Genomic DNA, 25,840 nt, shown 5'->3' on the forward strand with positions numbered 1-25,840 from the left:
GTCCAGCGACAACTTCTACAACTACAACGACAGAAGAACCAACGACAACTTCTACAACGACAACGACAGAAGAACCAGCGACAACTTCTACAACGACAACGACAGAAGAACCAACGACAACTTCCACAACCACAACGACAGAAGAACCAACGACAACGACTACGACAACCTCAAAACCAGACGTTCCTGGGACAACTACTACGGAGGAGAAACCAAAACTTCCTCAAACTGGCGAATCTGTAGGAACTGGCTTGGTATTTGCCGGAATCGTCATCTTATCAGGCACAGTTGTATTGAAACGTAAATATTCTAATAAGTAATAGTTGAGTTTCTTTAGATAGGGGAGAGCATGGCTCTCTCCCTTTTTTAAAAAAGTAGATATTATGGAGTATTTAGATGAAACTATCAATTCTTATCACTCTTTTAAATGAAGAATTAGTTCTCGCTCAAACACATAAAGCCATCTCTGAGAAGTTAGAGAGTATGATTTTATCGGAAGAACTATCTGACTACGAAATTCTCTATGTGGATGACGGCAGTAGCGATAGCACACTAGAATTAATCGATGCTATTGCCAATGAAAACCCACGGGTCAAGTATATCAGCTTTAGTAGAAACTTTGGACGCGAGAGTGGAATTCTTGCTGGTTTTAAGTATGCGACTGGTGATGCAGTTATGGTGATGGATGGTGATTTGCAACATCCGCCCTACCTTATCCCTCTCTTTGTAGAAGCTTATAAAGAAGGATATGACATCGTCAGCGGTCAGAGAACTCGAGAAGGGGAGTCATTTGTAGGAAGCTTCTTTGCTCGTAGTTTTTATAAATTCTCGAACCATTCCATGGATGTCAAGTTAACAGACGGGAAATCTGAATTACGACTCCTCAGCAAGAGAGCTGTGGATGTGTTTGTTTCGCTGCCTGAGTACAACCGATTTAACAAAGGGCTTTATGAGTGGATCGGTTTTAAAGAGAAGGTTATCCCTTATAAAAACGAAGTGCGTATAGCAGGGAAAAGTAAATTCGGCTTTAAGAAGTCTATGAACTATGCTTTCCAGGGGATTATCTCATTTAATGATCGTCCTCTTAGGATTTGTATCCAATTTGGATTTGTCAGCATGGCTCTGTCTCTTCTCTACATTGTTTATGAATTTTGTAAGTTTATCTTCTCTTCCGACTATACGAGTGGCTATTTCACTACAATAGCAGCTATCATCTTGTTTAGCAGTGTTCAGCTGATCTTCATCGGTGTGCTTGGAGAGTATATCGGAAAGATTTATTACGAGGTGAAGCAACGTCCTCACTTTATCGTCGCGAAAAGCAATATTGACCATGCTGAAAAAGATAAGATTGGTTAAGAAGATATAGGAGAAAACAAACATGGATAAGTGGTTAACGCGTTGGCAAGAGTTAAAAGGGAAACACCCTAAAGCCTTGCTTTATACGATAAGTTCCTTACTACCGATGACCATCATGCTGGTTGTTTGGTTCTTCATGGGTAGCTATCCCTTTGGGAATAAAAGTCTGATGGCAGTTGACTTTGGTCAGCAGTATATCAGCTTTTTTGGCTTGCTTAAAAATGCTGTACTTACAGGCGATTTGAGTAGTCTGACTTATTCCTTTACCAAATCTCTCGGTGGAGATATGATAGGGGTTTTAGGCTATTACTTGATGAGTCCCTTTAATATTTTTTATATTATTGTTCCCTTCAAACATTATGGTTTGGCAGTCTTTCTGACCATTTGGCTCAGATACGGCGCAATCGGACTTTCTTTCTCTCATTTCCTGATTAAGCGCTATAAAGGTGCAGAATCACGTGTGTGGTTGGTGCCTTTATTTGCAACAGCCTATGCTCTTTCAGGCATGCTCGTTTCTTATCAGATGAACGTCATTTTCTATGATGCCATGATTATGCTACCGCTCGTTATCGTTTATCTGGAAGAGATCTTGGATGGAGGAAGACCCTATCGTTATGCCTTTATTTTAGGACTAACAGTCTTTCTGCAGTTCTATATGGGGTATATGATTTCGATTTTTATCGTCCTATACTCTTGTTATTATGTTTCACCACGCCTCTCTATCCAGGGAACTCTGAAGCAAAAGATGAAACACTTCTTGAGTCCTTTGGTAAAAACATTTGCCTTCTCTGTCATTGGGGTTGCTACGGCATCGGTGTTGATTGTGCCAGTTTTCTATAATCTCCTTGAGAGTAAGGGGCAAGTTGGAGATGCCATGAAGTTCTCCTTCGCCTTTCAGATCAATCCTGTGGATATCCTGTCTAAACTGGCTATCGGTGGTTTTGATACTGCCTCAGGCTGGTCAGCTGGACCTAATCTTCCAAATATCTACATAGGTGCTTTAGGATTTCTAGGTTTTATCCTCTACTTTACATCGAAGGATATAGCTAAGGAAAAACGTTGGGCTGCAGGAGCAGTCACCTTCGTCTTCTTCCTTTCCTTTGTCAATGAGTTTGTAAGTAAAATCTGGCATATGGGACAAAATCCAGCTGGATTCTTCTTCCGTTTCTCATGGTTATTCTCGTTCTTTATGCTCGTTTTAGCCTATCAGGTAGTTAAGGGACAAGTAGAAATTTCTCGCAGAGGGAAGCTGCTTTCAGCTGTGTTACTAGTTTTATCAGCAATTTATCTCTATACAAAGAAATTCACCTATCTTCCAAAAACACAGCCAGAAGCATTGACTCAATTTCTAACAAAGAATGTTATTGGATTTTGGATTTTACTATTAGCTATCACTGCAGCTTGCTCTTATCTCTATTGGAGTCGTTCTCGTAAAGATCCTAAAGTGAAAAAAATGGTGCTATTGATAGCTGGGGCTGTCGTCCTTCTTTTAGGCATTCTTCTCCAAACAGGTTATCTCTTATCTCAGGTTGTATTAACCTTGTTGGTTTACTTGGCGGTTATCTTCTTACTGCGCTCAAGAATGACAAGATTAGCCATTCTTGCCTTATCTACCCTAACAATCTTTGAGTTGGGTTACAACGCTTATCTATCTCAAGCAACCTTTGGGTATGCGGATGTAGATAAGTTTGTAGATGCAACGGTATCTGTAAAACAAGTGACAGATGATGTTCAGAAACAAGCAGACCAACCATTCTATCGAATCGCCTCCACCTTTGCCTATTCAAAAACAGTGCCATCGCTTGTTTCCTACCCAGGTTTAAGTACCTTTAGTTCTAGCTTAGAGCGTACGACCATGGATCAATTCGCCTACATGGGTGATCAAGGGATTAATGCGGCGACAGAGTATGAAAATGGGACCCTCTTAACAGATGCCCTATACGGTGTTCGCTACTATATGGATGTCAAGGATCTGGATCCTACAGAGAAAGAAGCTCATCCTGAGAGAATGTATTTCACTCGTTTTGCTAGCCGTTTTGATATGCACCGTTATTTCACGCGTAAGGTCTATGAAGATGAGCGCTATATTGTGTATGAAAATCCCAATTCGTTCCCATTAGCCTATGGAACAAATGATTTAGTAAGAAATATCAGCTTCGGTAAAAACAACGCTATTCAAAACCAAAATATCATTCTCAACTCTATGGAAGGTGCGAAAAAAGACGAAGAAAATTACCTCGATTATTTCAAGCCCCTAGCCTATGGAGATGTCGAAACAGAAAATCTTACTGAGGAAAATGTCGACAAAGAAAAAGGAACCGCAGTTTACAAGCGTGTAGATTCTTCTAAGGATGCAATTGTTCGCTACCGAATTACTCCTCGAACAGATTTAACTTATTACTTCTTCGTACCTGCAGGTCTAAATACAGAGAAAGATTACTCTGTCCTTCTGAACGGCAAGTGGTTCACTCATTCCAAGAGAAATACGCAACGTCAACTATGGCAAATCGCTGACAATGCAGAGAATCAAGAGTCTGTACTGGAGTTCCGCTTTAAAACAGACAAGGTTGACCTTTCAAACGCAGGAGTTTACCGCGCAGAAATCAGTCAAATTCAAAGTGCTTTAGAAAAAAGGAAGGCACAAGGTCTACAAGTTGAGAAATTCTCGAATACTCATATCGTCGGTTCAGTGAATATTACTGACGACAGTAAATATATGATGACTTCTATCCCTTATAGCGAGGGTTGGAAGGTGAAAGTAGATGGTAAGGATGTACCTGTGACAAAAGCATGGAACAGCTTTATTTCCTTCCCGATTACTTCTGGACAACACAAAGTAGAATTTGTCTTCTCACAAAAAGGAAGGGTTACAGGTGCTGTATTGACTCTCATCAGTCTAACAACGCTTTATATTGTCAGAAGAGATTACAAAAAGGATGATAAAAACCAGCTGAAAGAAAGTCAATACGCTCCATCAGCTGACTAAGCAATCTTTTATCAACTATAAAAAAATACGGTCAGGAATGGTATCCTGACCGTTTTCTTTTGCAAAATGACAAAAATATTAAACTTTTTGACAAATATACTTGTCAAAAATAAAAAGATGTGTTACAATGAAATCAAGATAAAGAACAAAGGAGAAAAAAGACATGCTAAAAAATCGTCTAAAAGAGCTTCGGGCTCGCGATGGCCTGAATCAAACCGAGCTGGCCAAACTAGCTGGCGTGTCCAGGCAAACCATCAGTTTGCTAGAACGGGATGAGTACACGCCATCCATCGTCATTGCCCTGAAGATTGCTCAGATATTCCATGAGCCAGTCGAGTCAGTCTTTCGCTTAGAGGAGGATGAGTGATGAACAAGTATAAAGTGATTTATTATCTATCTATAGTTGTGTTTATCGTAAATCTTTTGGCTATGATTGGAAGCCTATTTGGTTGGTTTACCATCGTAGAAGGCAAGTACCTCTTCTGGAATAATATAGTGCTACTATTAGTCTTTAGATGGGTAGAGAAAAAAATAAAGTTTAAAGAACTCGTAAAAGGAGAAAAGTTATGAAAGAGTTTTTAGCAGGTTTTCAAGTCGATACTGAGAACAAAGAACTTGCCGGTGTTTGTGCAGGTTTAGGAAACTATTTTAACATTCAAGCCAACATTGTTCGTTTGGTGACAGTCTTCTTGTTTCTCTCTTCGACGGAGATTGGGATTATAACCGTGACTCTCTATGCTTATCTAGCAGGTTGGCTTGGGAATGAGCCCTTGGGAGATGGAGCGAAGAAAGCAAGAAACCAAGCTATTCTCTTACTTGTTGTTTGTTTGCTTTTGGTGTCGCTTGGAGCAGAAGGTTTGACAGCTATTTTTGAATCGGGGAAATCCTTTGGTCAATGGTTGTCTGGCTTGTTTTAGAAAGAGGTTAAAATATGGAAAAGAATCACATAATTTTTGCACTGAAACTTTTTATTATAGGAGCTTTATTAGGAATACTTGCCGGAGCTCTTGGAGTTAAACCTTTAGGTATTAGTCAAGAGCAAGTAATCCCTGTCTTGTTCTCAATCTTTTTTGGTCTAGGGCTGATTACGGCAATCCTAACATTTTATTTCACTAGAAAAAGTCATCAGGCTTATCAGAATTATCAACGAGAAGAAGAGGATGAAGGAAATGAGCAAGACTACCTTGCTACGTATCGCTTCTTAGATTATGCTACAGTAGCTTGGAATGTTTCCCAAATTAGTATGCTATTCTGTATGCTTTTAGACTTAGGAAGATTCGGCATATCAGCAACATCCTTACTTTTGATAGTTGTAAGTATTTGGTCGGGTGTTTACTGCCTAAAAATCACTAGCAAGATTCGTAACTATAAACTTTCTGTTATGGCCACACCCAAGGAAGTTTTGGAATACCTGGACACTTATGATGAGGGAGAAAAACAGGCTGAGATGGAAGAAGCTTACTTGATCTTGTTCAAGGTCAATCAAATCCTCATTCCTGGCATCTATGTTGTCTTAGTAGTACTATCTGTAGTATTAGGACAAGTACAGTTGGTTGCTCTACTCGTAGCAGTTGTCATCCATTTGTACACGAATGTTGCACAGTTGCGCAAAACAAAACGTTATTTCAAATAGGAGAATATTATGAAAACACTTAAAAATATCGGCTGGTATAGTCTTACTTTCTTATCATTTATTATGATTTATAGTTTTATTCAGGGTGTAGGTGTGGCGGCGATGAAGTTGGGAGCACCTGACTACGTTTTTGTCCCGGTATATGTCTTATTGGCAGGAATTTTCACCTTTGTTACCTACAAGTGGTATAAGACAGGAACCGTTACGATTGAAAAAACAGCCCTCAACAAATACATCTGGTTGCCTGCCTTGGTATGGGCCCTTGTCATTGTTGCCCAATTCTTTTTGCCAAATGATCCATCAGTCAATCAACAGACGGCAGAACAATTGACTCATAATCAACCTCTCTTCGCTTTCTTCATGATAGTTGTCTTTGCGCCCCTGACAGAAGAGTTAACCTTTAGAGGTATGCTAGCTCGTTATGTCTTCCCTCAACAGGATAACATCAAGCAGACAGCTCTCTTTCTACTAGTAACAAGCATCATCTTTGCCCTCGTTCATTTCCCTGGAACTCCACAACAATTCCTAGTGTATGGTTCCCTCGGTTTGAGCTTGGGGTTGGCTTATATCAGCAAGGGTGGACTGGCTTACAGCATTGCTTTACATGCTTTAAATAATTTAATCGGATTTTTAATGATAATCATGCTATAATAGACTCAGGAGGAAGTCATGAAACGAGTGATATTATTAGCAGTGATTCAGGCAGTTGTTCTTTTCTTTATCATTGGAGTGCTTGCCTATGCTTTAAAAGGGGATTTCTTTTATAACTATTTAGCAGTAATCTTCGCACCAATCGCAGGTATTATGCGATTTGCGACGGCTTATGCAACGGAGATTGTTCTCCCTAAAAAGGCGGCAGAGATTGCGGAAAAGCGTAAAAAATAAAGAAAACCTAAATCCAGCGAATAACTTTGCTGGATTTTTTCATTTATAGCAGGATTCTTCTCAACTTTTCTGATGATTTTCATGAAGAGCCTGCGCTTTTATGGTAAAATAGTAACAGAATAAAAGAGGAGAGAAAACATGAAACGTAGTATGTATGCTGGTCGTGTTCGTGAGGAGCACATCGGACAAGAAATTACCTTGAAAGGATGGGTTGCCCGTCGTCGTGACCTTGGTGGTTTGATATTTATCGACCTTCGCGACCGTGAAGGAATCATGCAGTTGGTTATCAACCCAGAAAAAGTATCTGCAGAGGTGATGGCAACAGCTGAAAGCCTTCGTAGTGAATTTGTCATCGAGGTGACTGGTCAAGTTGCTGCACGTGAGCAAGCCAATGATAAGTTGGCGACTGGAGCAGTTGAGCTGAATGTAACAGCTCTTACTGTGCTTAACACAGCCAAAACAACACCATTCGAAATCAAGGATGGCATTGAAGCAAACGATGATACGCGTCTACGTTACCGTTACCTTGACCTTCGTCGTCCAGAAATGTTGGAAAACCTTAAACTTCGTGCCAAGGTAACTCATTCTATCCGTAACTACTTGGATGAGTTGGAATTTATCGACGTAGAAACACCATTCCTTTCTAAATCAACGCCAGAAGGGGCGCGTGACTATTTGGTACCATCTCGTGTTAATAAGGGCCATTTCTATGCCCTTCCTCAAAGTCCGCAGATTACAAAACAGTTGTTGATGAATGCTGGGTTTGATCGTTACTACCAAATTGTTAAATGTTTCCGTGACGAAGACTTGCGTGGTGACCGCCAACCAGAATTTACTCAGGTCGACTTGGAAACGTCATTCTTGACTGAGCAAGAAATTCAAGATATCACAGAAGGCTTGATTGCGCGCGTGATGAAGGAAACAAAAGGCATAGAAGTAACACTGCCATTCCCTCGAATGAAGTATGATGATGCTATGGCTCTTTATGGTTCTGACAAGCCTGATACTCGTTTTGAGATGTTGCTTCAAGACTTGACAGATCTTGTCAAAGGTGTTGATTTCAAAGTCTTCTCAGAAGCTCCTGCGGTTAAAGCCATTGTCGTCAAAGGAGCAGCAGACAACTACTCACGTAAAGACATTGACAAGATGACTGAAGTAGCCAAACAGTACGGTGCCAAAGGTCTTGCTTGGGTCAAGGTTGTTGACGGTGACTTAAACGGTCCAGTTGCGAAATTCTTGACTGGTATTCAAGGCGATTTAACAAGTGCGCTTGGTCTTGAAGATAAGGACTTAGTTCTCTTTGTAGCTGATACACTTGAAGTGGCCAATGCAACACTCGGTGCCCTTCGTGGACGTATTGCCAAAGAGCTTGGCTTGATTGATACTGACAAGTTCAACTTCCTCTGGGTTGTTGACTGGCCAATGTTTGAATGGTCTGAAGAAGAAGGTCGTTACATGAGTGCGCACCATCCATTTACTCTTCCTCAAGCAGATACTGCTCATGAACTAGAAGGTGATTTGGCTAAGGTTCGTGCCATTGCCTACGACATCGTCTTGAACGGTTATGAACTTGGTGGTGGTAGCCTTCGTATTAACCAAAAAGAACTCCAAGAACGCATGTTCAAGGCCCTTGGATTCTCAGCTGAAGAAGCCAATGACCAGTTTGGATTCCTTTTGGAAGCCATGGATTATGGATTCCCACCACACGGTGGCTTGGCTATCGGACTTGACCGCTTTGTAATGCTCTTAGCAGGCGAAGAAAATATCCGTGAAGTCATTGCCTTTCCTAAGAACAACAAAGCAACTGACCCAATGACCCAAGCACCATCAACAGTGGCTCTTAAACAATTAGAGGAACTCAATCTACAAGTAGAACAAGATGAAACAAACGAAACTAACTAAAAAGTGGTACCATTATCTGCGCCGTTTTGCTTATCGGGTGAAGATTTTACGTGTTTTGCAAAGTATCTCCCGAGAAAAATACGATGAAAAAATTTCAGCTTCTCTGGTATATGGTTTTCTATCAGCAGTAGCCGTCAATTTCTTCTTCCAACCAGGACACGTTTATTCAAGTGGAGCAACAGGTTTAGCTCAGATTATCTCAAGCCTTAGTAACTACTGGTTTAATTTCCATATTCCAATTTCTGTAGCTTTCTATTGTATCAATATACCACTCATGATTTTAGCTTGGCGCCAGATTGGGCATAAGTTCACGATATTTACCTTTATCACGGTATCCATGAGCTCGCTCTTTATCCAATTTGTGCCAGTGGTGGTCTTGACAGAGGATCCCATCATCAATGCTCTCTTTGGTGGGGTAGTCATGGGACTTGGTATCGGTTTTGCTTTACGCCATAACATTTCCAGTGGTGGAACGGATATTGTCAGTCTTACCATTCGTAAGAAGACAGGACGAAACGTCGGAAGCATCTCCTTCCTAGTGAACGGGACAATCATGCTGATTGCAGGCTTGACCTTTGGTTGGAAATATGCCCTTTATTCCATGATTACGATCTTTGTCTCAAGCCGTGTAACAGATGCAGTTTTCACCAAACAGAAACGCATGCAGGCCATGATCGTCACTAGCAATCCAGATGCAGTGATTGAGAAAATCCACAACAAATTGCACCGTGGGGCAACGATGATCCATGATGCTGAAGGAACTTATAACCATGAGCGTAAGGCAGTTTTAATTACGGTTATCACTCGTGCAGAGTTCAATGATTTTAAACAGATTATGAAACAAGTTGATCCGACAGCCTTTGTATCGGTCTCAGAGAATGTTCATATTCTTGGACGATTTGTCGAAGTTGAAAACTAGTTGTTCAGGTAAATAGAATACAAAAAAACCAACTCAAAATAGAGAGTTGGTTTTTTATTTTTCAACGATTTCGTGTGCAATCACCTGACGATAGCAGATTTGACGATTCTCTTTGACATCATTAATGATTTGCAGAATGGTTTCAAATGAAGTTCGGCCAAGAGCAAGGCTATTGATATCAACATAGGCAGCTAGATTCAATCTTGGATTCACCGAATCAAAGCTTAGAACAGGAACATCAAGCTGGTGTTCGTTGAGGTAGTTACAGACACCTTCAGCTAAGAGGCTATCTGTTGTAATAATAGCATCGGTCTGAGGGTCGTGTTTAAAGAGTTGTTTACTAAAGTTATAGCCCTTTTCTTCTAGAAACTCGTCTGCAAAGAAGGTACGTTGACTATCAAGAGGTAGATCGTGTTCTTGAAGTGCTTGCTCGTAACCTGTCAGACGATCCTGGGTAACGAAGAGCTTCTTGGTACCACCAATGAAAGCAATGCGACTGCATCCTTTTTTGATGAAATATTCGGTCGCATCAAATCCGGCTTGGATGTTATCATTATCAACAAGCGGAATAAAAGGAGAAAGTGATTTTCCAAGAATGAGGAAGGGGAATTGCTCATCGACAACTAGTTGCACCAAGGGATCATTTTCTTGAGCATACAAGAAGATAAGCCCATCCACACGCTTTCCGTAGACCATTTGTGAAATGGCGTTTAAACGCTCTTTCTCATCCTTACCAGTCGCAATCTGAATGGCATAGTGATTTTCCGAGGCAACCTGTGCAATCCCTCTAAGAACAGAAGGGAAGAAAGGGTTTTGGTAGAAAACGTCTGAGTCATCTGGAAGAACCAAACCAATGACTTGCGTATAACTGCTAACGAGACTTCGAGCATTTAGATTAGGATGATAATTGAGTTCTTTCATTGCTTTTCGAACTCGTTTTTTGGTTTCGTCACTAATGGTTGATTTGTTTTGAATAACACGGGTTACGGTTGAAGGTGAAACTCCTGCAGCCTTGGCCACGTCTTTAATCGTAACAGGCATAATAATCTCCTACTTTTGGTAGTCTGGATCACGATAATGAGTCTTATAAAAGATAGTGACCAGGTATAGAACAAATAAAATGTTTTGAACAGTAATCAAAGTTGCCATATTCTGTCCCAAAAGACCTAGAATCAAGGTAATTAAAGTTGGCAATCCTAAACAGTTCAAAATAAAATGATAGCACTCTTTATAGGTCTTAAATGAGAAGAGACGAGATTTTTTCGTAAAGTAGAGCAGAAGGCTAGCGCCTAAAGCTACAATGAAAAAATTAAGTCCAAAGAGGAAACTAGCACCTAAGACCAGGAAGAGGCTGATATAGACGCGGTTCTGTTGATACCAGTCTTTTGAAATAGCCTGAGTCAAGCTTTCCTTGCTTTGGAAACTATCAGTTGTGATAGCATGATAGCGAATGCTGGTTAGTTCTTTTCCTTGCTTACTGATGACGAGTTGCTCAGGTTCAAAATGAAGGAGCAATTCCTTAGGGAAGTTTGAACTAGAAGTATCTCCAATTTGAACAGAAGCTTGATGAGGAGTTAAACCCGTATAGCTTAGTTTACCATCTACAATCTTGGCGTTCTTAGCTAGATCCTGAACGACTCCGTCCGTCAATGGAGCATAGACATCATCGATGAACGTCTCTAAAGGATAGGTTTCCTGAGAACTGTTCTGGATAGCAATAGGCACCATGGATAAGCTAATCAAGAAAATACTGGTAAAAATCAGTTGAAACCAGTTTAGACCAAAACGATGAGAGAGGGGCTTACGAAATCCCCAAATACTATTAAAATAAGAAAACGGATATGGTAACATAAATCTCTTTCTATAGGCATTTTCTATACGAGTATTATATAGAGAAATGTTTTTTATTTCAAGCGGGGATAGTAGAATCCTTGATAAAAGTGAATGTTTGTTATGATTCATCCACTAACTAACAAGGAAATCTCAGCAAGCTCATGTTTCTCACCAGACAATCGATGTACAAGTTCAAAAATGAAAAAGGGTGGCGAGGGTATATTACCCCTTGTCGCCACCGCTTGTAAGTCCTGAAACGAAGTTCTTTTGCAAGAAGAAGAAAAGTGTACAGATTGGAAGAGCGATGAGGATGGCACCTGCTGAGAAGTAGGCAATCTTCAAGTTCTTCGCATTATTGACGAAGGTTTGTAGACCAACGGCAACTGTAAAGTATTCTTTTTCACGAAGCAAGAAACTAGAGAGGATATAGTCTCCAAAAGGTCCCATGAAAGCCCAGAGTGCTTGTACAGCCACCATTGGGCGAACAAGAGGGAGAACGATTTGCCAGAAGCGGCGGAAGTGTCCTGCACCATCTAGTTTTGCAGACTCATCAAGAGACATTGGCACGGTGTCAAAGTAACCTTTCATCAACCAAGCATTCATAGGGATACCACCACCGACGTAGAGGAAGATGAGGAACCAGCTATGGTTAAGGGCATTCAACATGAGGGCCATAACGAAGAAGGCAGTCAAAGCGGCCATTGTTGGCACCATTTGGATAATCAAGAAGAAGACCAAACTTTGCTTACGAGCCAAGAAGTTGTAACGGCTGTAGGCATAACCAGCAAGTACGATAATACTTGTCTGAACGACCATAGTGACCAAAGCGATGATCAAGGTATTAAGGTACCATGTGCCGTACAAGGTTTCTGTAAAGAGCCCTTTGAAGTTATCAAGACTAAAGTTGACATTGCCGTCGAGTTTAAAGGCCACAACGTTACCAGCCTTGAAGGCTGACATAATCGTGATTAAAAGTGGATAGATAATGACGATTGAAAGTCCAATCAAGTAGAGGTAAGTGAGGGTTTGAGTCAGTCTACGTTTGAGTTTGATTGAGTTATTCATCTTAGACGTCCTCCATATCAAATGCGTGTAGTTTCTTGAATGCAATCATAGAAATAGAGATGACAATGATTGAAATAATCAAGGTAACGGCAGCTGCCATAGAGTATTGAGGAGCTGTACCAGTTGTCAAACGGTAGATCCATGAGATCAAGATATCTGTTGAACCAGCTCCACCACCGACACTACCAGGACCACCACCATTGAAGAGGTACATGATAGAGAAGTTGTTAAAGTTGAAGGTGTATTGGCTGATCAAAGTAGGTGCCGCAACAGCCAAAATCATTGGGAAAGTAATGTTGCGGAATTTTTGCCAAGCGTTTGCACCATCGATATAAGCTGCTTCGTACAAGTCGTTTGGAATAGACTGTAGGATACCGAGAGTCAAGACATAGATATAAGGGAATCCAAGCCAACCTTGCATCATAATCAAGGCAACCTTAGTCCAAGTTGGGTTTGTCTTCCAAGGGATAAGTGCTCCATCTAGGAAAGGAAGAACCTTAGCAAAGAGAGGGATAACTTGAGTATTGATAGCTCCGACACTATCGTTGAACATGTTTGAGAATGTCAAGATAGTGATGAAGGCTGGAACAGCCCAAGGGAGAAGGAAGATAACACCAAAGATACGTTTTCCTTTGATGAATGGTTGGTTAGCAATAATAGCTGTAAAGATACCGAGTACGATTTGCAAAGTAGATGCAGATAAAGCCCAAATAATAGTCCAAGAAAGAACAGAACCGAAGGCTGAACGGAAGGTACTCAAGCTCCAGATGTTTGTGAAATTAGTCAATCCAACCCAATCCAACAATTTATTTGGTGGTAAATGTTGGAAATCATAGTTGGTAAAGGCAATCATCAAGGTTACAATAACTGGGAAGATGATAGCAAATGTCATGGCAACATAAGATGGGATGATGAGTAAGTATGGGAACCCATTTTCATAGATTCCTTTAATCATATCCTTCAATGTCAATGGGACAGGAATGCCATTATTAATACGTTTTGCAATAGTGTGAGCGTCTTTAATATTGAGAATATAAAAGGCTAGGTAAACAATTACAAAAATAGAGTGGAATGCACCACGAATCAACATGAAAAGAGAGTTGTCACGGCCAGGTTTTTCACCGAGCGTGATCAAGTTGCTCAATTCTGGTGCTGCAAGTACTATAAAATAGAGGACAAAAGCCACTGTTACAGCAAGGAAGATAAAACCTTTAGCTTTTTGTTTGTTGTAGATTTGTCCCAACCCAGGAATCAATGAAAGCAAGGCTGCTTTTTTTGGTTGTTGTTCCATGAGTGCTCCTTTCATAAGATACGAGCTCTGGGCTCGATGCTAATCAGCAAGTTTGTTGAAAACATTGTCAGTGTATCTAAAAATCAAGGGAGATGTTTAAATTATCTCCCTTGAATCAATCAATTAGTTACCAAATTTTTGTTGGATTGTTTCTTTGATCAATGTTACAGCATCATTAGCAGCTGTTTTAGCATCTTTCTTACCGCTTACAGCGTCAAAGAGCATTGTTTTAGCTGGGTCCCAAACTGTTGACATTTGAGAGATGTTTGGCATTGGTTGAGCGTTTTGGAACTGTTTGATAACAGCTGTAGTCAACTCATCGTTTTTACCTTCAGCGTAAGCGCGAGCTTCAGTATTAGCTGGGATTTCGTTAGTTGCATCGTAGAATGCTTTTTGTTGGTCAGTTGAAACAAGGAAGTCTACAAATTTTTGAGCCCCTTCAAGGTTCTTAGTGCTTGATGGGATGATCCAAGCTTTACCACCACCAAAGGCTGCGTAGTTTTTGCCGTTTGGAAGAGTTGGGATAGTTGCAACACCGTAGTTTACTTTAGCATCTTTGAATGCTTGAGCTTTCCAAGGACCATCGATGATAGCAGCTGTTTTACCTTCTTGGAATTGAGTTTGGATCAAGTTTCCAGCACCTTCAGTATCTTGCATACCTTTAGGCCATTTGTCGTACCAAGTCTTAGCGTATTCGATACCTGCGATAGCACCATCGTTAGCAAGACCGATATCTTTAGGATTTTTACCGTTGTCACCAAATACGTAAGCACCGTTACCTGCAAGAAGTCCGTATGCGTAGTAGAAGTTAGTCCAGTCAGCTAGGAAAGCAGTTGTTTTTCCGTCTTCACCAGCGAAAGCGTATTTGCTATCTTTAGCAAGGTTTTCTAAGTCAGCAAATGTTTTTGGAGCTTCTTTAATCAAATCTTTGTTGTAGTACATAACAAGTGATTCGATAACGGCTGGAGCACCGTAAACTTTTCCACCAACAGTTACAAGAGATTTAGTAGTATCGTCTGTTTTAGCACCGTCGCTCAAAGTTACTTCTGAAAGTTGTCCGTCAGTACCAAGGCTACCTACACGGTCGTATGGAGCCATCATAACATCAGGGGCTTTACCAGATTGGTTATCTAGTGAAAGGTTATCAAGCCCACCCATTTGGTCTCCTGTTTTGATGTTAACTTTTACACCAGCTTCTTTTTCGTAAGCTTTTGCAGCTGATTCAGCAAAGGCTTTGTATTGATCTTCAACGTAGAAAGTGATTTCTTGGCTTCCTGATGCAGAAGAATCAGCTGCTTTATCAGCAGTTTTGCTTCCGCAAGCTACCAAAAGCAAGCTAGCAAGAGTAGCAGTACCAAGTACAGCTGCGCTCTTCATGAATTTAGTTGACATAGTGTATTCCTCCTAAAGAATAACAAATTTTAATTTCGAGGAAACGCAAACGTTTTCCCTTATGACCCTAGTATAGCACAAACAGAAAACGGTTGCAAGCGTTTTTTATAAAAATTTTTAAAAAGCTTAAAGTTAAGAAAAACTGGAAACTGTCCCTATAATAGGAAGAAAAGATAAATAATTAAGGAAAAAATGTTCGGAAATGGATGAATGGAAACGATTGCGCAATTTTTTTGAAAAAAATATCAAGTTAAGAGAAGAGGATATAGTAAATTTCATTTTTAATTATATAAATAAATCAAAAAAAGTTTTCTAAAAACGCTTGCATTTCTTTTTGAAATGGGTTATACTTTAGTTAGCGCAAACGTTTGCGCAAAAATTGAAGTAATTAACAATATAAACACTTGAGGTGCTAATATGAAAAAACGTCAAAGCGGTGTGTTGATGCACATCTCATCACTTCCAGGAGCATACGGAATCGGATCATTTGGTCAAAGCGCCTATGATTTCGTTGACTTCTTGGTTCGCACTAAGCAACGCTACTGGCAAATCCTTCCTTTGGGAACAACTAGCTATGGAGATTCTCCATACCAATCATTCTCAGCTTTTGCTGGAAACACTCATTTTATCGATCTTGATATTTTGGTAGAGCAAGGATTGTTGGAAACAAGAGATCTTGAAGGTGTTGATTTTGGCAGCAATCCAACAGAAGTTGACTACGCTAAAATCTACTACGCACGTCGTCCACTTCTAGAGAAAGCTGTCAAACGTTTCCTTGAAGTCGGAGATGTCAAAGACTTCGAAAAATTTGCGCAAGAAAATCAATCATGGCTTGAACTATTTGCAGAGTATATGGCAATCAAAGAGTATTTTGACAACCTTGCTTGGACAGAATGGCCAGATGCAGATGCTCGTGCTCGCAAAGCTTCAACTCTTGAAAGTTACCGTGAGAAATTAGCTGACAAGCTTGTTTACCATCGCGTAACCCAATACCTTTTCTTCCAACAATGGTTGAAATTGAAAGCATACGCCAACGATAACCACATTGAAATCGTTGGAGACATGCCTATCTATGTGGCTGAGGACTCAAGCGATATGTGGGCTAATCCGCATCTCTTTAAAACAGATGAAAACGGAAAAGCGACTCACATTGCAGGATGCCCACCAGATGAGTTTTCTGCAGACGGTCAACTTTGGGGGAACCCAATCTATGACTGGGAAGCAATGGACAAAGATGGCTACAAATGGTGGATTGAACGCTTGCGTGAAAGCTTTAAAATCTACGATATCGTTCGTATCGACCACTTCCGTGGATTTGAGTCTTACTGGGAAATCCCTGCTGGTTCTAAAACAGCGGCACCTGGTAAATGGGTGAAAGGACCTGACTACAAACTCTTTGCAGCGGTTAAAGAAGAACTTGGTGACTTGAACATCATCGCAGAAGACCTTGGATTCATGACTGATGAAGTTATCGAGCTTCGTGAGCGTACTGGATTCCCAGGAATGAAAGTCCTTCAATTTGCCTTCAACCCAGAACATGAAAGTATCGACAGCCCACACTTGGCACCAGCAAACTCAGTTATGTATACAGGAACACACGATAACAACACTGTTCTTGGTTGGTACCGTGATGAGATTGACGATCCAACACGTGAGTACATGGCACGCTATACAAACCGCAAGGAATACGAAACAGTAGTACATGCTATGCTTCGTACAGCCTTTTCATCAGTAAGCTTTATGACTATCGCTACTATGCAAGATTTGCTAGAGTTGGATGGTTCAGCTCGTATGAACTTCCCATCTACTCTTGGTGGAAACTGGTCATGGCGTATGACAGAGGATCAATTGACTCCTGCTGTCGAAGAAACTTTGCTTGACTTGACTACAATTTATCGCCGAATTAATGAAAATTTGGTAGAATTAAAGAAATAAGACATTATCAGGAGACACAAAAAATGTTACCATTAAAAGAATTTGTACAAAATCGTTACAATAAATCTATCGCAGAATGTAGTAACGAAGAGCTTTACCTTGCTCTTCTTAACTACAGCAAACTTGCTAGTAGCCAAAAACCAGTCAACACTGGTAAGAAAAAAGTTTACTATATCTCAGCTGAGTTCTTGATTGGTAAACTCTTGTCAAACAACTTGATTAACCTTGGTCTTTATGACGAAGTTAAAAAAGAACTTGCTGATGCAGGTAAAGAGTTGATCGAAATCGAAGAAGTAGAATTGGAACCATCACTTGGTAATGGTGGTTTGGGACGTTTGGCAGCCTGCTTTATCGACTCAATCGCTACACTTGGTTTGAACGGTGACGGTGTTGGTTTGAACTACCACTTCGGTCTTTTCCAACAAGTTCTTAAAAACAACCAACAAGAAACAATTCCTAACGCTTGGTTGACTGACCAAAACTGGTTGGTTCGCTCAAGCCGTAGCTACCAAGTGCCATTTGCACACTTTACATTGACATCTACTCTTTACGATATCGATGTACCTGGTTACAAAACAGCTACTAAAAACCGTTTGCGTTTGTTTGACTTGGATTCAGTTGATTCTTCAATCATCAAAGATGGTATCAACTTTGACAAGACAGACATCGCTCGCAACTTGACTCTTTTCCTTTACCCAGACGATAGCGATAAACAAGGTGAATTGCTCCGTATCTTCCAACAATACTTCATGGTTTCAAACGGTGCACAATTGATCATTGATGAAGCAATCGAAAAAGGAAGCAACTTGCACGACCTTGCTGACTACGCAGTTGTACAAATCAACGATACTCACCCATCAATGGTAATCCCTGAATTGATTCGTCTTTTGACTGAACGTGGTATCGAACTTGATGAAGCAATCTCTATCGTTCGTAGCATGACTGCTTACACAAACCACACAATCCTTGCTGAAGCCCTTGAAAAATGGCCTCTTGAATTCTTGGAAGAAGTGGTTCCTCACTTGGTACCAATCATCAAAGAATTGGACCGCCGTGTTAAAGCAGAATACAAAGACCCAGCTGTTCAAATCATCGATGAGAATGATCGTGTACACATGGCGCACATGGATATTCACTACGGATACAGCGTAAACGGGGTTGCAGCTCTTCACACTGAAATCTTGAAGAACTCAGAGTTGAAAGCTTTCTACGACATCTACCCAGAAAAATTCAACAACAAAACAAACGGTATCACATTCCGTCGTTGGCTCATGCATGCTAACCCAAGCTTGTCTCACTACTTGGATGAGATTCTTGGACGCGAATGGCACCATGAAGCTTCTAAATTGGAAGACCTTCTTTCATACGAAGACAAGGCTGCTGTCAAAGAAAAATTGGAAAGCATCAAAGCTCACAACAAACGTAAATTGGCTCGTCACTTGAGAGAGCACCAAGGTGTGGAAATCAATACAAACTCTATCTTTGATATCCAAATCAAACGTCTTCACGAATACAAACGTCAACAAATGAACGCTTTGTATGTGATCCACAAATACTTGGACATCAAGGCTGGTAACATCCCTGCTCGTCCAATCACAGTATTCTTTGGTGGTAAAGCAGCTCCTGCCTACACTATCGCTCAAGACATCATCCACTTGATCCTTTGCTTGTCAGAAGTGATTGCAAACGACCCAGCAGTAGCTCCACACTTGCAAGTGGTTATGGTTGAAAACTACAACGTTACTGCAGCAAGCTTCTTGATCCCAGCATGTGACATCTCAGAACAAATATCATTGGCTTCTAAAGAAGCTTCAGGTACTGGTAACATGAAATTCATGTTGAACGGGGCTTTGACTCTTGGTACTATGGACGGGGCTAACGTGGAAATCGCTGAGTTGGTTGGCGACGAAAACATCTACATCTTCGGTGAAGATTCAGAAACTGTTATCGACCTTTACGCGAAATCAGGTTACAAATCAAGTGAATTCTACGCACGTGAAGCTATCAAACCATTGGTTGACTTCATCGTGAGTGACGCTGTTCTTGCAGTTGGTAAGAAAGAACGCTTGGAACGTCTTTACAACGAATTGATTAACAAAGACTGGTTCATGACTCTTCTTGACTTGGAAGACTACATCAAGGTTAAAGAGCAAATGCTTGCTGACTACGAAGACCGTGACGCATGGTTGGATAAAGTCATCGTCAACATTGCTAAAGCAGGATTCTTCTCATCTGACCGTACAATCGCTCAGTATAATGAAGATATCTGGCACTTGAACTAAGATTCTTTGTAACAGATTATAAAACAAAAACGCATCTTAAATAGATGCGTTTTTTTGTATTTAGACTAGTTTATAGTGCTTTCCCAACCAGAATCTCTGCTTCGATAGTAATCTCTGTCAGTTGATTCCAGTCAATCTTGCTTTGGTCAACGTGGAAGAGCAGGGGAGTCATGCTGAGTAAGGCTTGGCGTTGTTCTGCTGTAATGGGCTTGGTCAGGGAAGCGATTTGACTAGACTGGATGCTAAAATGTTCCTGGAAATGTTCTTTGATATCTTGGTTAGAATAATCTTTCTTTGTCAGTTGTTCCTGTACCATTTGGCGGATTTCCTTGAGATGGTTTTCAGTAGGAATAACCTTGATTAAGATGCCGTCCTTGGATAAGACACGATGAAATTCTCCATAGTTGGCAGGTGAAAAGATATCAAGCGAGATATCCATGCTGGAATCTTTTATAGGAAGGCGAGCTAGGTCACCGACAAACCAGTTGACTACCCAGTTGGGTTCACTCTTGGCAGCGATTTGGACTGAGTCTTTCGAGATATCAAAAGAATAGAAGGTCTTGTCAGGATGGGCTTCTTGGAGTTTACGAGAGTAGAAGCCTTCGCCACAGCCAATGTCCAAGATGGTTTTTGCGGATGGGTTAGTGGTTAGTATGCCCGAGATACCTTCTAAGATAGCCTGATAAAAGCCAGCTTCTAGGATTTGCTGGCGATTTTGAAAGTTTTCCTTGTCGTAGTTGGCGGATTGCTTGATTTGAGGAGCCAGATTGACATAGCCAAATTTTGCCAAGTCAAAAGAATGACGATTATCACACTTGAGACTGTTTTCTACCAAGGTTAGATTTTCTTGGCAGATAGGGCAGGCAAAGTCACTAGCAGAAGCAAAGCGCTGGAGTTTGGGTTTGAGGTTTGTATTCATAGTTTTAGTCTAGCAAAAAAAGAACTGGATGGCAAATGCATCCAGTTTGTTTTTTAGTATGTTAGAACAAAGTATTTCTTCTTACCACGGCGGATAACGGTGAGTTCGTCCTCTAACTTATCTGCGTCACTCAAGACATAGTCAAGGTCTTGGATGCGGTCGCCGTTGATATAGATAGCTCCATTTTGAACATCTTCACGGGCTTGACGTTTTGAGTTAACCACACCGGAAGATACGAGAAGTTCTACGATATTGTGGTTTTCGTCTGCTTGTACTTGGTAGTTTGGAACACCACGTAGTCCTTGTTTGAGTTCTTTGACAGAAAGGTTTTTGATATTTCCAGCAAAGAGTTGTTCAGTGATGTTAAGAGCTTCTTTATAAGCTTCTTCTCCGTGGACAAGTGTTACGACTTCACGAGCTAGGACTTTTTGAGCCAAACGTTCGTGTGGCGCCGCTTCAAATTGTTTGCGGATGTCTTCGATCTCGTCAAGTGACAAGAAAGTAAAGATTTTCAAGAAGCGAACAGCGTCAGCGTCCATGACATTCATCCAGAATTGGTACATTTCGTATGGAGAAGTCTTTTCAGGGTTGAGCCAAACAGCATTCCCTTCAGATTTACCAAATTTCTTACCAGTTGCGTCTGTGATGAGTGGGACAGTGATGACATGACCAGTCTTGTCAGCCTTCCGACGAAGCAATTCGGTACCAGCTGTCATATTTCCCCACTGGTCAGAACCACCGATTTGAAGGGTTACATTGTGCTCTTGATTAAGAACGAAGAAGTCATAACCTTGCATGATTTGGTAGGCAAACTCAGTGTAAGAAATCCCTGTTTCAATACGTTTCTTCACAGACTCCTTGCTCATCATGTAGTTGACAGTGAAGTATTTTCCGATATCTCGGAGGAAGTCAATGAAGCTGATGCTGCCAAACCAGTCGTAGTTGTTGACCATGACAGCTTTATTTTCACCATTTTCAAAGTCAAGAAAGCGAGAAAGTTGTCCTTGGATAGACTTGACCCAGCCATCCACTGTGTCTTTTGTTTGGAGACTACGCTCAGCATCTTTGAAGGACGGATCTCCAATGAGACCTGTAGCACCGCCAACGAGCGCATAAGGTTTGTGACCTGCTAACTGCAAACGACGACTTGTCAAGATTGCGACAAGGTGACCTAGGTGAAGGCTGTCAGCAGTTGGATCGTAGCCAGTATAATAAGAAACTTGACCTTCTTCTAGGGCTTTGCGCAAAGCTTCTTCATCAGTCGTTTGAAAAATCAAACCACGCTCTTTTAGCTCATCAAAAATGTGCATGTGTCTTTTCTCCTTTTTAAAATATTGTTTCTACCTATTTTACCACAAACTTGGCAAATAACCTAGTAAAATCGGGAAGAAAGTTGCTGCTTGGACTTTTTTGGAAACGAGTGAAATATGGTATAATAGCACTAGCATATTTTCAGAGAAATAGATAAAAATAGTTAAGAAAGGGGCTGAAAGATGTCTCATATTATTGAATTGCCAGAAGTCTTGGCCAACCAGATTGCAGCAGGAGAAGTGATCGAACGTCCTGCCAGCGTGGTTAAAGAATTGGTTGAAAATGCTATCGACGCTGGCTCAAGCCAGATTATCGTTGAGATTGAGGAAGCTGGTCTTAAGAAAATCCAAATTACCGATAATGGTCACGGGATTGCCCACGATGAAGTCGAGTTGGCTCTGCGTCGTCATGCGACCAGTAAGATTAAGAATCAAGCGGATCTCTTTCGGATTCGGACTCTTGGTTTTCGTGGTGAAGCTTTGCCTTCTATCGCATCTGTTAGTGTGCTGACTCTTTTGACAGCGGTGGATGGCGCAAGTCATGGGACCAAGTTAGTTGCTCGTGGGGGAGAAGTTGAAGAAATCATCCCTGCGACCAGTCCTGTTGGGACCAAGGTTTGTGTGGAGGATCTCTTTTTCAACACACCAGCTCGTCTCAAGTATATGAAGAGCCAGCAGGCAGAGTTATCTCATATCATCGATATCGTTAACCGTCTAGGCTTGGCCCACCCTGAGATTTCCTTTAACCTGATTAGCGATGGCAAGGAGATGACACGGACAGCTGGGACGGGTCAACTGCGCCAAGCCATTGCTGGAATCTATGGTCTGGCTAGTGCCAAAAAGATGGTTGAAATTGAGAATTCTGACCTAGACTTTGAAATTTCAGGTTTTGTCTCATTGCCTGAATTGACACGTGCTAATCGTAACTATATTAGTCTTTTTATCAATGGCCGTTATATCAAAAACTTCTTGCTCAATCGTGCTATTTTAGATGGTTATGGTAGCAAGCTCATGGTGGGGCGTTTTCCGCTAGCCGTTATTCACATTCAAATCGATCCTTATCTGGCAGATGTCAATGTGCATCCAACAAAGCAAGAGGTGCGGATTTCCAAGGAAAGAGAGCTGATGGCGCTGGTTTCCGAAGCTATCGCAAAGAGTCTCAAGGAACAGACCTTGATTCCAGATGCTTTGGAAAATCTTGCAAAATCTACCGTTCGCAATCGTGAAAAAGTTGAGCAAACGACTTTGCCACTGAGAGAAAATACGCTCTACTATGAAAAAACGGAACTCACTAGACCGACACAAGCTGAGGTGGCAGACCATCAGGTAAGCCTGACTGAAGAGAAGCAGGATTTGAACCTCTTTGCTAAGGAAGCCTTGGATCAGCTGACTAAACCAGCCAAACTGCATTTTGCAGAGAGAAAACCTGCTAGCTATGACCAACTGGACCATCCAGAGTTAGATCTAGCTAGTTTGGATAAGGCTTATGATAAGTTGGAGCGCGAAGAGTCTTCGAGCTTCCCAGAGTTGGAATTTTTCGGGCAAATGCACGGGACCTACCTCTTTGCCCAAGGTCGAGATGGACTCTACATCATAGACCAGCATGCAGCTCAGGAGCGGGTTAAGTACGAGGAGTACCGCGAGAGTATCGGCAATGTTGACCAGAGCCAACAGCAACTCCTTGTGCCCTATATCTTTGAATTTCCGGCGGATGATGTCCTTCGTCTCAAGGAAAGAATGCCTCTCTTAGAGGAAGTCGGCGTCTTTCTAGCAGAGTACGGGGAAAATCAATTCATCCTACGCGAACATCCTATTTGGATGGCAGAGGAGGAAATCGAGTCTGGAATCTATGAGATGTGTGATATGCTCCTTTTGACCAAGGAAGTTTCGATCAAGAAATACCGAGCAGAGTTGGCCATTATGATGTCCTGCAAACGCTCAATCAAAGCCAATCATCGTATCGATGACCACTCAGCCAGACAGCTTCTCTATCAGCTCTCTCAATGTGACAACCCATACAACTGTCCGCACGGACGTCCTGTTTTGGTCCATTTTACCAAGTCAGACATGGAAAAGATGTTCCGTCGCATTCAGGAAAATCATACCAGCCTACGAGAACTAGGCAAATACTAATACTCTTCGAAAATCTCTTTAAACTGCGTCAGCCTTACCTTGCCTAACTCAAGTTATGCCTAGGGTTAGCTTCCTAGTTTAGATTTGATTTTCATTGAGTATAAATTGAAGGGAAAATTATGTACGAATATCTAAAAGGTATCATTACCAAAATTACTGCTAAATACATCGTCCTAGAAGCAAACGGCATTGGCTACATCCTGCACGTGGCCAACCCCTATGCCTACTCAGGACAAGTCAATCAAGAAGCGCAAATCTATGTGCATCAAGTCGTTCGCGAAGATGCTCATCTCCTTTACGGTTTCCGTTCGGAAGACGAGAAAAAACTCTTTCTCAGTTTGATTTCTGTATCAGGCATTGGTCCTGTATCAGCTCTGGCTATTATCGCAGCGGATGACAATGCAGGACTTGTTCAAGCGATTGAGACTAAGAATATCACTTACTTGACTAAATTCCCTAAAATCGGAAAGAAAACAGCCCAACAGATGGTATTGGATCTAGAAGGTAAGGTGGTTGTGGCAGGTGATGATCTCCCTGCTAAGACTGCAGCTCCATCTAGCAGTGACAACCAAGAATTGGAAGAAGCTATGGAAGCCATGTTGGCACTGGGCTACAAGGCGACTGAGCTCAAGAAAATCAAGAAATTCTTTGAAGGAACTTCTGATACAGCTGAAAACTACATCAAATCTGCCCTTAAGATGTTGGTGAAATAGGAGATTTCTATGCCAAAACGCTGTGGCTGGGTTAAAATGAACAACCCTCTGTATGTAGCCTACCACGATGAGGAATGGGGGCGACCTCTCCATGACGACCAGGCCCTTTTTGAGTTGCTCTGTATGGAGACCTATCAGGCTGGTCTTTCTTGGGAAACGGTGCTCAATAAACGCCAAGCCTTCCGAAAAGCTTTTCATGGTTACCAAATTCAAGCGGTCGCAGAGATGTCGGATGAAGAATTGGAAGCTTTGATGGATAATCCAGCCATCATCCGCAATCGTGCCAAGATATTTGCGACGCGGGCCAACGCTCAGGCCTTTCTACAAGTTCAGGTAGAATTTGGTACCTTTGATACTTATCTTTGGTCTTTTGTAAATGGACAAACCATCGTCAATGATGTCCCGGACTACAGACAGGCGCCTGCCAAAACAGCTCTATCTGAGAAATTATCCAAAGATCTCAAAAAACGAGGCTTTAAGTTTACGGGTCCTGTTGCAGCTTTGTCATTTCTACAGGCTGCCGGTTTGGTTGATGACCATGAGAATGATTGTGAATGGAAGGGAAAGTGAAATGAAGTCTAATAAAAATAAGGGAGTTCTGATTTTTGGGCTCCTCTATACAATTCTTTTTGTGTTTGATGGTATACGAGTATTTGATTCTCCATTGCCTTCTTCTGCAGGGACTTATTTAGTCTATACCATCATGTTTGTGTATGGTTGCTTCTTATTTAAGTCACTATTGCTCCCAAAGTGGGAAGAGGTTAGAACTTCTAAAAGGAAATTTATCTTTGGGGTTTTAAAAGGCTGGGCCTTGCTTTTCATTTTAACCATTCTCTTTGGGCTCCTATCGGAAATGTTGAGACAGATGTTGGGATTAAGCGGACAGGGACTAAACGAGGCTAATATACAAACTGCCTTTAAAGAACAACCACTACTGATAGCGGTTTTTGCCTGTGTCATAGGCCCTTTAGTGGAAGAGCTCTTTTTCCGTCAAATTTTATTGAGATATTTAAGGAAAAGTCTGCCAACTTGGCTGAGTGTCTTTTTGGTCGGCCTTGCCTTTGCGCTTACTCATATGCACAGTTTGTCTTTATCAGAGTGGGTCGGTGCAGTCGGATACCTAGGTGGGGGTCTTGCTTTTTCTATTATTTATGTGAAAGAAAAGGAGAATATCTACTATCCCCTACTTGTTCACATGTTAGGCAATAGCCTAGCCTTGATCATTTTAGCTATCGGTAGTATGTGATGAAAATGCTAGTAACGATACTGAAAAAAGCTGAGAAATT

At 41.3% G+C, this 25,840-nt stretch carries 24 protein-coding genes; 17 read left to right on the forward strand and 7 right to left on the reverse strand.

Annotation, left to right across the window (positions count from 1 at the left end; all coding sequences use genetic code 11):
* From NMM19_RS03435 to NMM19_RS03485, 11 genes are all read left to right on the forward strand, one after another.
* The coding region (locus tag NMM19_RS03435; RefSeq protein ID WP_254730018.1) for an LPXTG cell wall anchor domain-containing protein at positions 1-320 on the forward strand (320 nt) is incomplete at its 5' end.
* A 76-nt stretch (positions 321-396) separates the two neighbouring features.
* On the forward strand, positions 397-1,356 hold the full coding sequence (locus tag NMM19_RS03440) for a glycosyltransferase family 2 protein (RefSeq protein WP_178894434.1): 960 nt from the start codon (positions 397-399) through the stop codon (positions 1,354-1,356).
* 22 nt (positions 1,357-1,378) lie between these two features.
* Positions 1,379-4,342, forward strand: coding sequence for a YfhO family protein (locus NMM19_RS03445; RefSeq protein ID WP_178894435.1), 2,964 nt, complete (start codon positions 1,379-1,381; stop codon positions 4,340-4,342).
* Positions 4,343-4,505: 163 nt separating this feature from the next.
* Positions 4,506-4,709: a helix-turn-helix transcriptional regulator gene (locus NMM19_RS03450; RefSeq protein WP_000916944.1), complete on the forward strand. Its 204-nt coding sequence runs from the start codon at positions 4,506-4,508 to the stop codon at positions 4,707-4,709.
* On the forward strand, positions 4,709-4,912 hold the full coding sequence (locus NMM19_RS03455) for a hypothetical protein (RefSeq protein WP_006149605.1): 204 nt from the start codon (positions 4,709-4,711) through the stop codon (positions 4,910-4,912). The genes NMM19_RS03450 and NMM19_RS03455 overlap by 1 nt, the downstream gene beginning before the upstream one ends.
* Complete coding sequence (locus NMM19_RS03460; protein ID WP_045613903.1) at positions 4,909-5,259, forward strand: PspC domain-containing protein; 351 nt, start codon at positions 4,909-4,911, stop codon at positions 5,257-5,259. Before NMM19_RS03455 ends, NMM19_RS03460 begins: the two co-directional genes overlap by 4 nt.
* A 14-nt stretch (positions 5,260-5,273) precedes the next feature.
* Positions 5,274-5,975, forward strand: coding sequence for a DUF3169 family protein (locus NMM19_RS03465; RefSeq protein ID WP_178894436.1), 702 nt, complete (start codon positions 5,274-5,276; stop codon positions 5,973-5,975).
* Positions 5,976-5,984: 9 nt separating this feature from the next.
* Positions 5,985-6,626 (forward strand): CPBP family intramembrane glutamic endopeptidase, encoded by a 642-nt coding sequence (locus tag NMM19_RS03470; RefSeq protein WP_178894437.1) that lies wholly within the window; start codon positions 5,985-5,987, stop codon positions 6,624-6,626.
* A gap of 18 nt (positions 6,627-6,644) precedes the next feature.
* On the forward strand, positions 6,645-6,860 hold the full coding sequence (locus NMM19_RS03475) for a hypothetical protein (protein WP_016466386.1): 216 nt from the start codon (positions 6,645-6,647) through the stop codon (positions 6,858-6,860).
* A 138-nt stretch (positions 6,861-6,998) separates the two neighbouring features.
* Positions 6,999-8,762 (forward strand): aspartate--tRNA ligase, encoded by a 1,764-nt coding sequence (aspS, locus tag NMM19_RS03480; RefSeq protein ID WP_178894438.1) that lies wholly within the window; start codon positions 6,999-7,001, stop codon positions 8,760-8,762.
* Positions 8,740-9,681, forward strand: a complete 942-nt coding sequence (locus tag NMM19_RS03485) for a YitT family protein (RefSeq protein WP_178894439.1) — start codon at positions 8,740-8,742, stop codon at positions 9,679-9,681. Before aspS ends, NMM19_RS03485 begins: the two co-directional genes overlap by 23 nt.
* Before the next feature lie 54 nt (positions 9,682-9,735).
* On the opposite strand, the gene NMM19_RS03490 is transcribed toward NMM19_RS03485, so the two are convergent.
* The 5 genes from NMM19_RS03490 to NMM19_RS03510 all read right to left on the reverse strand — a co-directional run bounded on the left by NMM19_RS03490 (position 9,736) and on the right by NMM19_RS03510 (position 15,262).
* Entirely contained in the window at positions 9,736-10,722 is a 987-nt protein-coding gene (locus NMM19_RS03490) for a LacI family DNA-binding transcriptional regulator (RefSeq protein ID WP_178894440.1), read from the reverse strand.
* Positions 10,723-10,731: 9 nt separating this feature from the next.
* Positions 10,732-11,532 carry a DUF1189 family protein gene (locus tag NMM19_RS03495; protein ID WP_178894441.1) on the reverse strand — a complete coding sequence of 267 codons (801 nt, stop codon included), beginning with the start codon at positions 11,530-11,532 and terminating at the stop codon, positions 10,732-10,734.
* Positions 11,533-11,736: 204 nt separating this feature from the next.
* Positions 11,737-12,579: a sugar ABC transporter permease gene (locus NMM19_RS03500; RefSeq protein ID WP_178894442.1), complete on the reverse strand. Its 843-nt coding sequence runs from the start codon at positions 12,577-12,579 to the stop codon at positions 11,737-11,739.
* 1 nt (position 12,580) lies between these two features.
* Entirely contained in the window at positions 12,581-13,870 is a 1,290-nt protein-coding gene (locus NMM19_RS03505) for a carbohydrate ABC transporter permease (RefSeq protein WP_302851376.1), read from the reverse strand.
* A gap of 123 nt (positions 13,871-13,993) precedes the next feature.
* On the reverse strand, positions 13,994-15,262 hold the full coding sequence (locus tag NMM19_RS03510) for an extracellular solute-binding protein (RefSeq protein ID WP_178894444.1): 1,269 nt from the start codon (positions 15,260-15,262) through the stop codon (positions 13,994-13,996).
* 417 nt (positions 15,263-15,679) lie between these two features.
* Here NMM19_RS03510 and malQ point away from each other — a divergent pair, with 417 nt between their 5' ends.
* Positions 15,680-17,197: a 4-alpha-glucanotransferase gene (gene malQ / locus NMM19_RS03515; RefSeq protein ID WP_178894445.1), complete on the forward strand. Its 1,518-nt coding sequence runs from the start codon at positions 15,680-15,682 to the stop codon at positions 17,195-17,197.
* Between the two features lie 23 nt (positions 17,198-17,220).
* Positions 17,221-19,479: a glycogen/starch/alpha-glucan family phosphorylase gene (glgP, locus tag NMM19_RS03520; protein WP_178894446.1), complete on the forward strand. Its 2,259-nt coding sequence runs from the start codon at positions 17,221-17,223 to the stop codon at positions 19,477-19,479.
* Between the two features lie 70 nt (positions 19,480-19,549).
* Here glgP and NMM19_RS03525 read toward each other — a convergent pair whose 3' ends face one another.
* Positions 19,550-20,398 carry a putative RNA methyltransferase gene (locus tag NMM19_RS03525; protein ID WP_178894447.1) on the reverse strand — a complete coding sequence of 283 codons (849 nt, stop codon included), beginning with the start codon at positions 20,396-20,398 and terminating at the stop codon, positions 19,550-19,552.
* Between the two features lie 53 nt (positions 20,399-20,451).
* Positions 20,452-21,708, reverse strand: coding sequence for a tyrosine--tRNA ligase (tyrS, locus tag NMM19_RS03530; protein WP_178894448.1), 1,257 nt, complete (start codon positions 21,706-21,708; stop codon positions 20,452-20,454).
* Between the two features lie 183 nt (positions 21,709-21,891).
* On the opposite strand from tyrS, the gene mutL reads away from it, so the two are divergent.
* The 4 genes from mutL to NMM19_RS03550 all read left to right on the forward strand — a co-directional run bounded on the left by mutL (position 21,892) and on the right by NMM19_RS03550 (position 25,800).
* On the forward strand, positions 21,892-23,841 hold the full coding sequence (gene mutL / locus NMM19_RS03535) for a DNA mismatch repair endonuclease MutL (RefSeq protein WP_178894449.1): 1,950 nt from the start codon (positions 21,892-21,894) through the stop codon (positions 23,839-23,841).
* Between the two features lie 119 nt (positions 23,842-23,960).
* On the forward strand, positions 23,961-24,554 hold the full coding sequence (gene ruvA / locus NMM19_RS03540) for a Holliday junction branch migration protein RuvA (RefSeq protein WP_006149208.1): 594 nt from the start codon (positions 23,961-23,963) through the stop codon (positions 24,552-24,554).
* A 9-nt stretch (positions 24,555-24,563) separates the two neighbouring features.
* Positions 24,564-25,124, forward strand: coding sequence for a DNA-3-methyladenine glycosylase I (locus NMM19_RS03545; RefSeq protein ID WP_178894450.1), 561 nt, complete (start codon positions 24,564-24,566; stop codon positions 25,122-25,124).
* Position 25,125: 1 nt separating this feature from the next.
* Complete coding sequence (locus NMM19_RS03550; RefSeq protein ID WP_049508952.1) at positions 25,126-25,800, forward strand: CPBP family intramembrane glutamic endopeptidase; 675 nt, start codon at positions 25,126-25,128, stop codon at positions 25,798-25,800.
* Positions 25,801-25,840 lie beyond the last annotated feature (40 nt).

This window comes from Streptococcus sp. CF8_St5-17 (genome assembly GCF_024295665.1).
In the GTDB taxonomy this organism is placed as follows: domain Bacteria; phylum Bacillota; class Bacilli; order Lactobacillales; family Streptococcaceae; genus Streptococcus.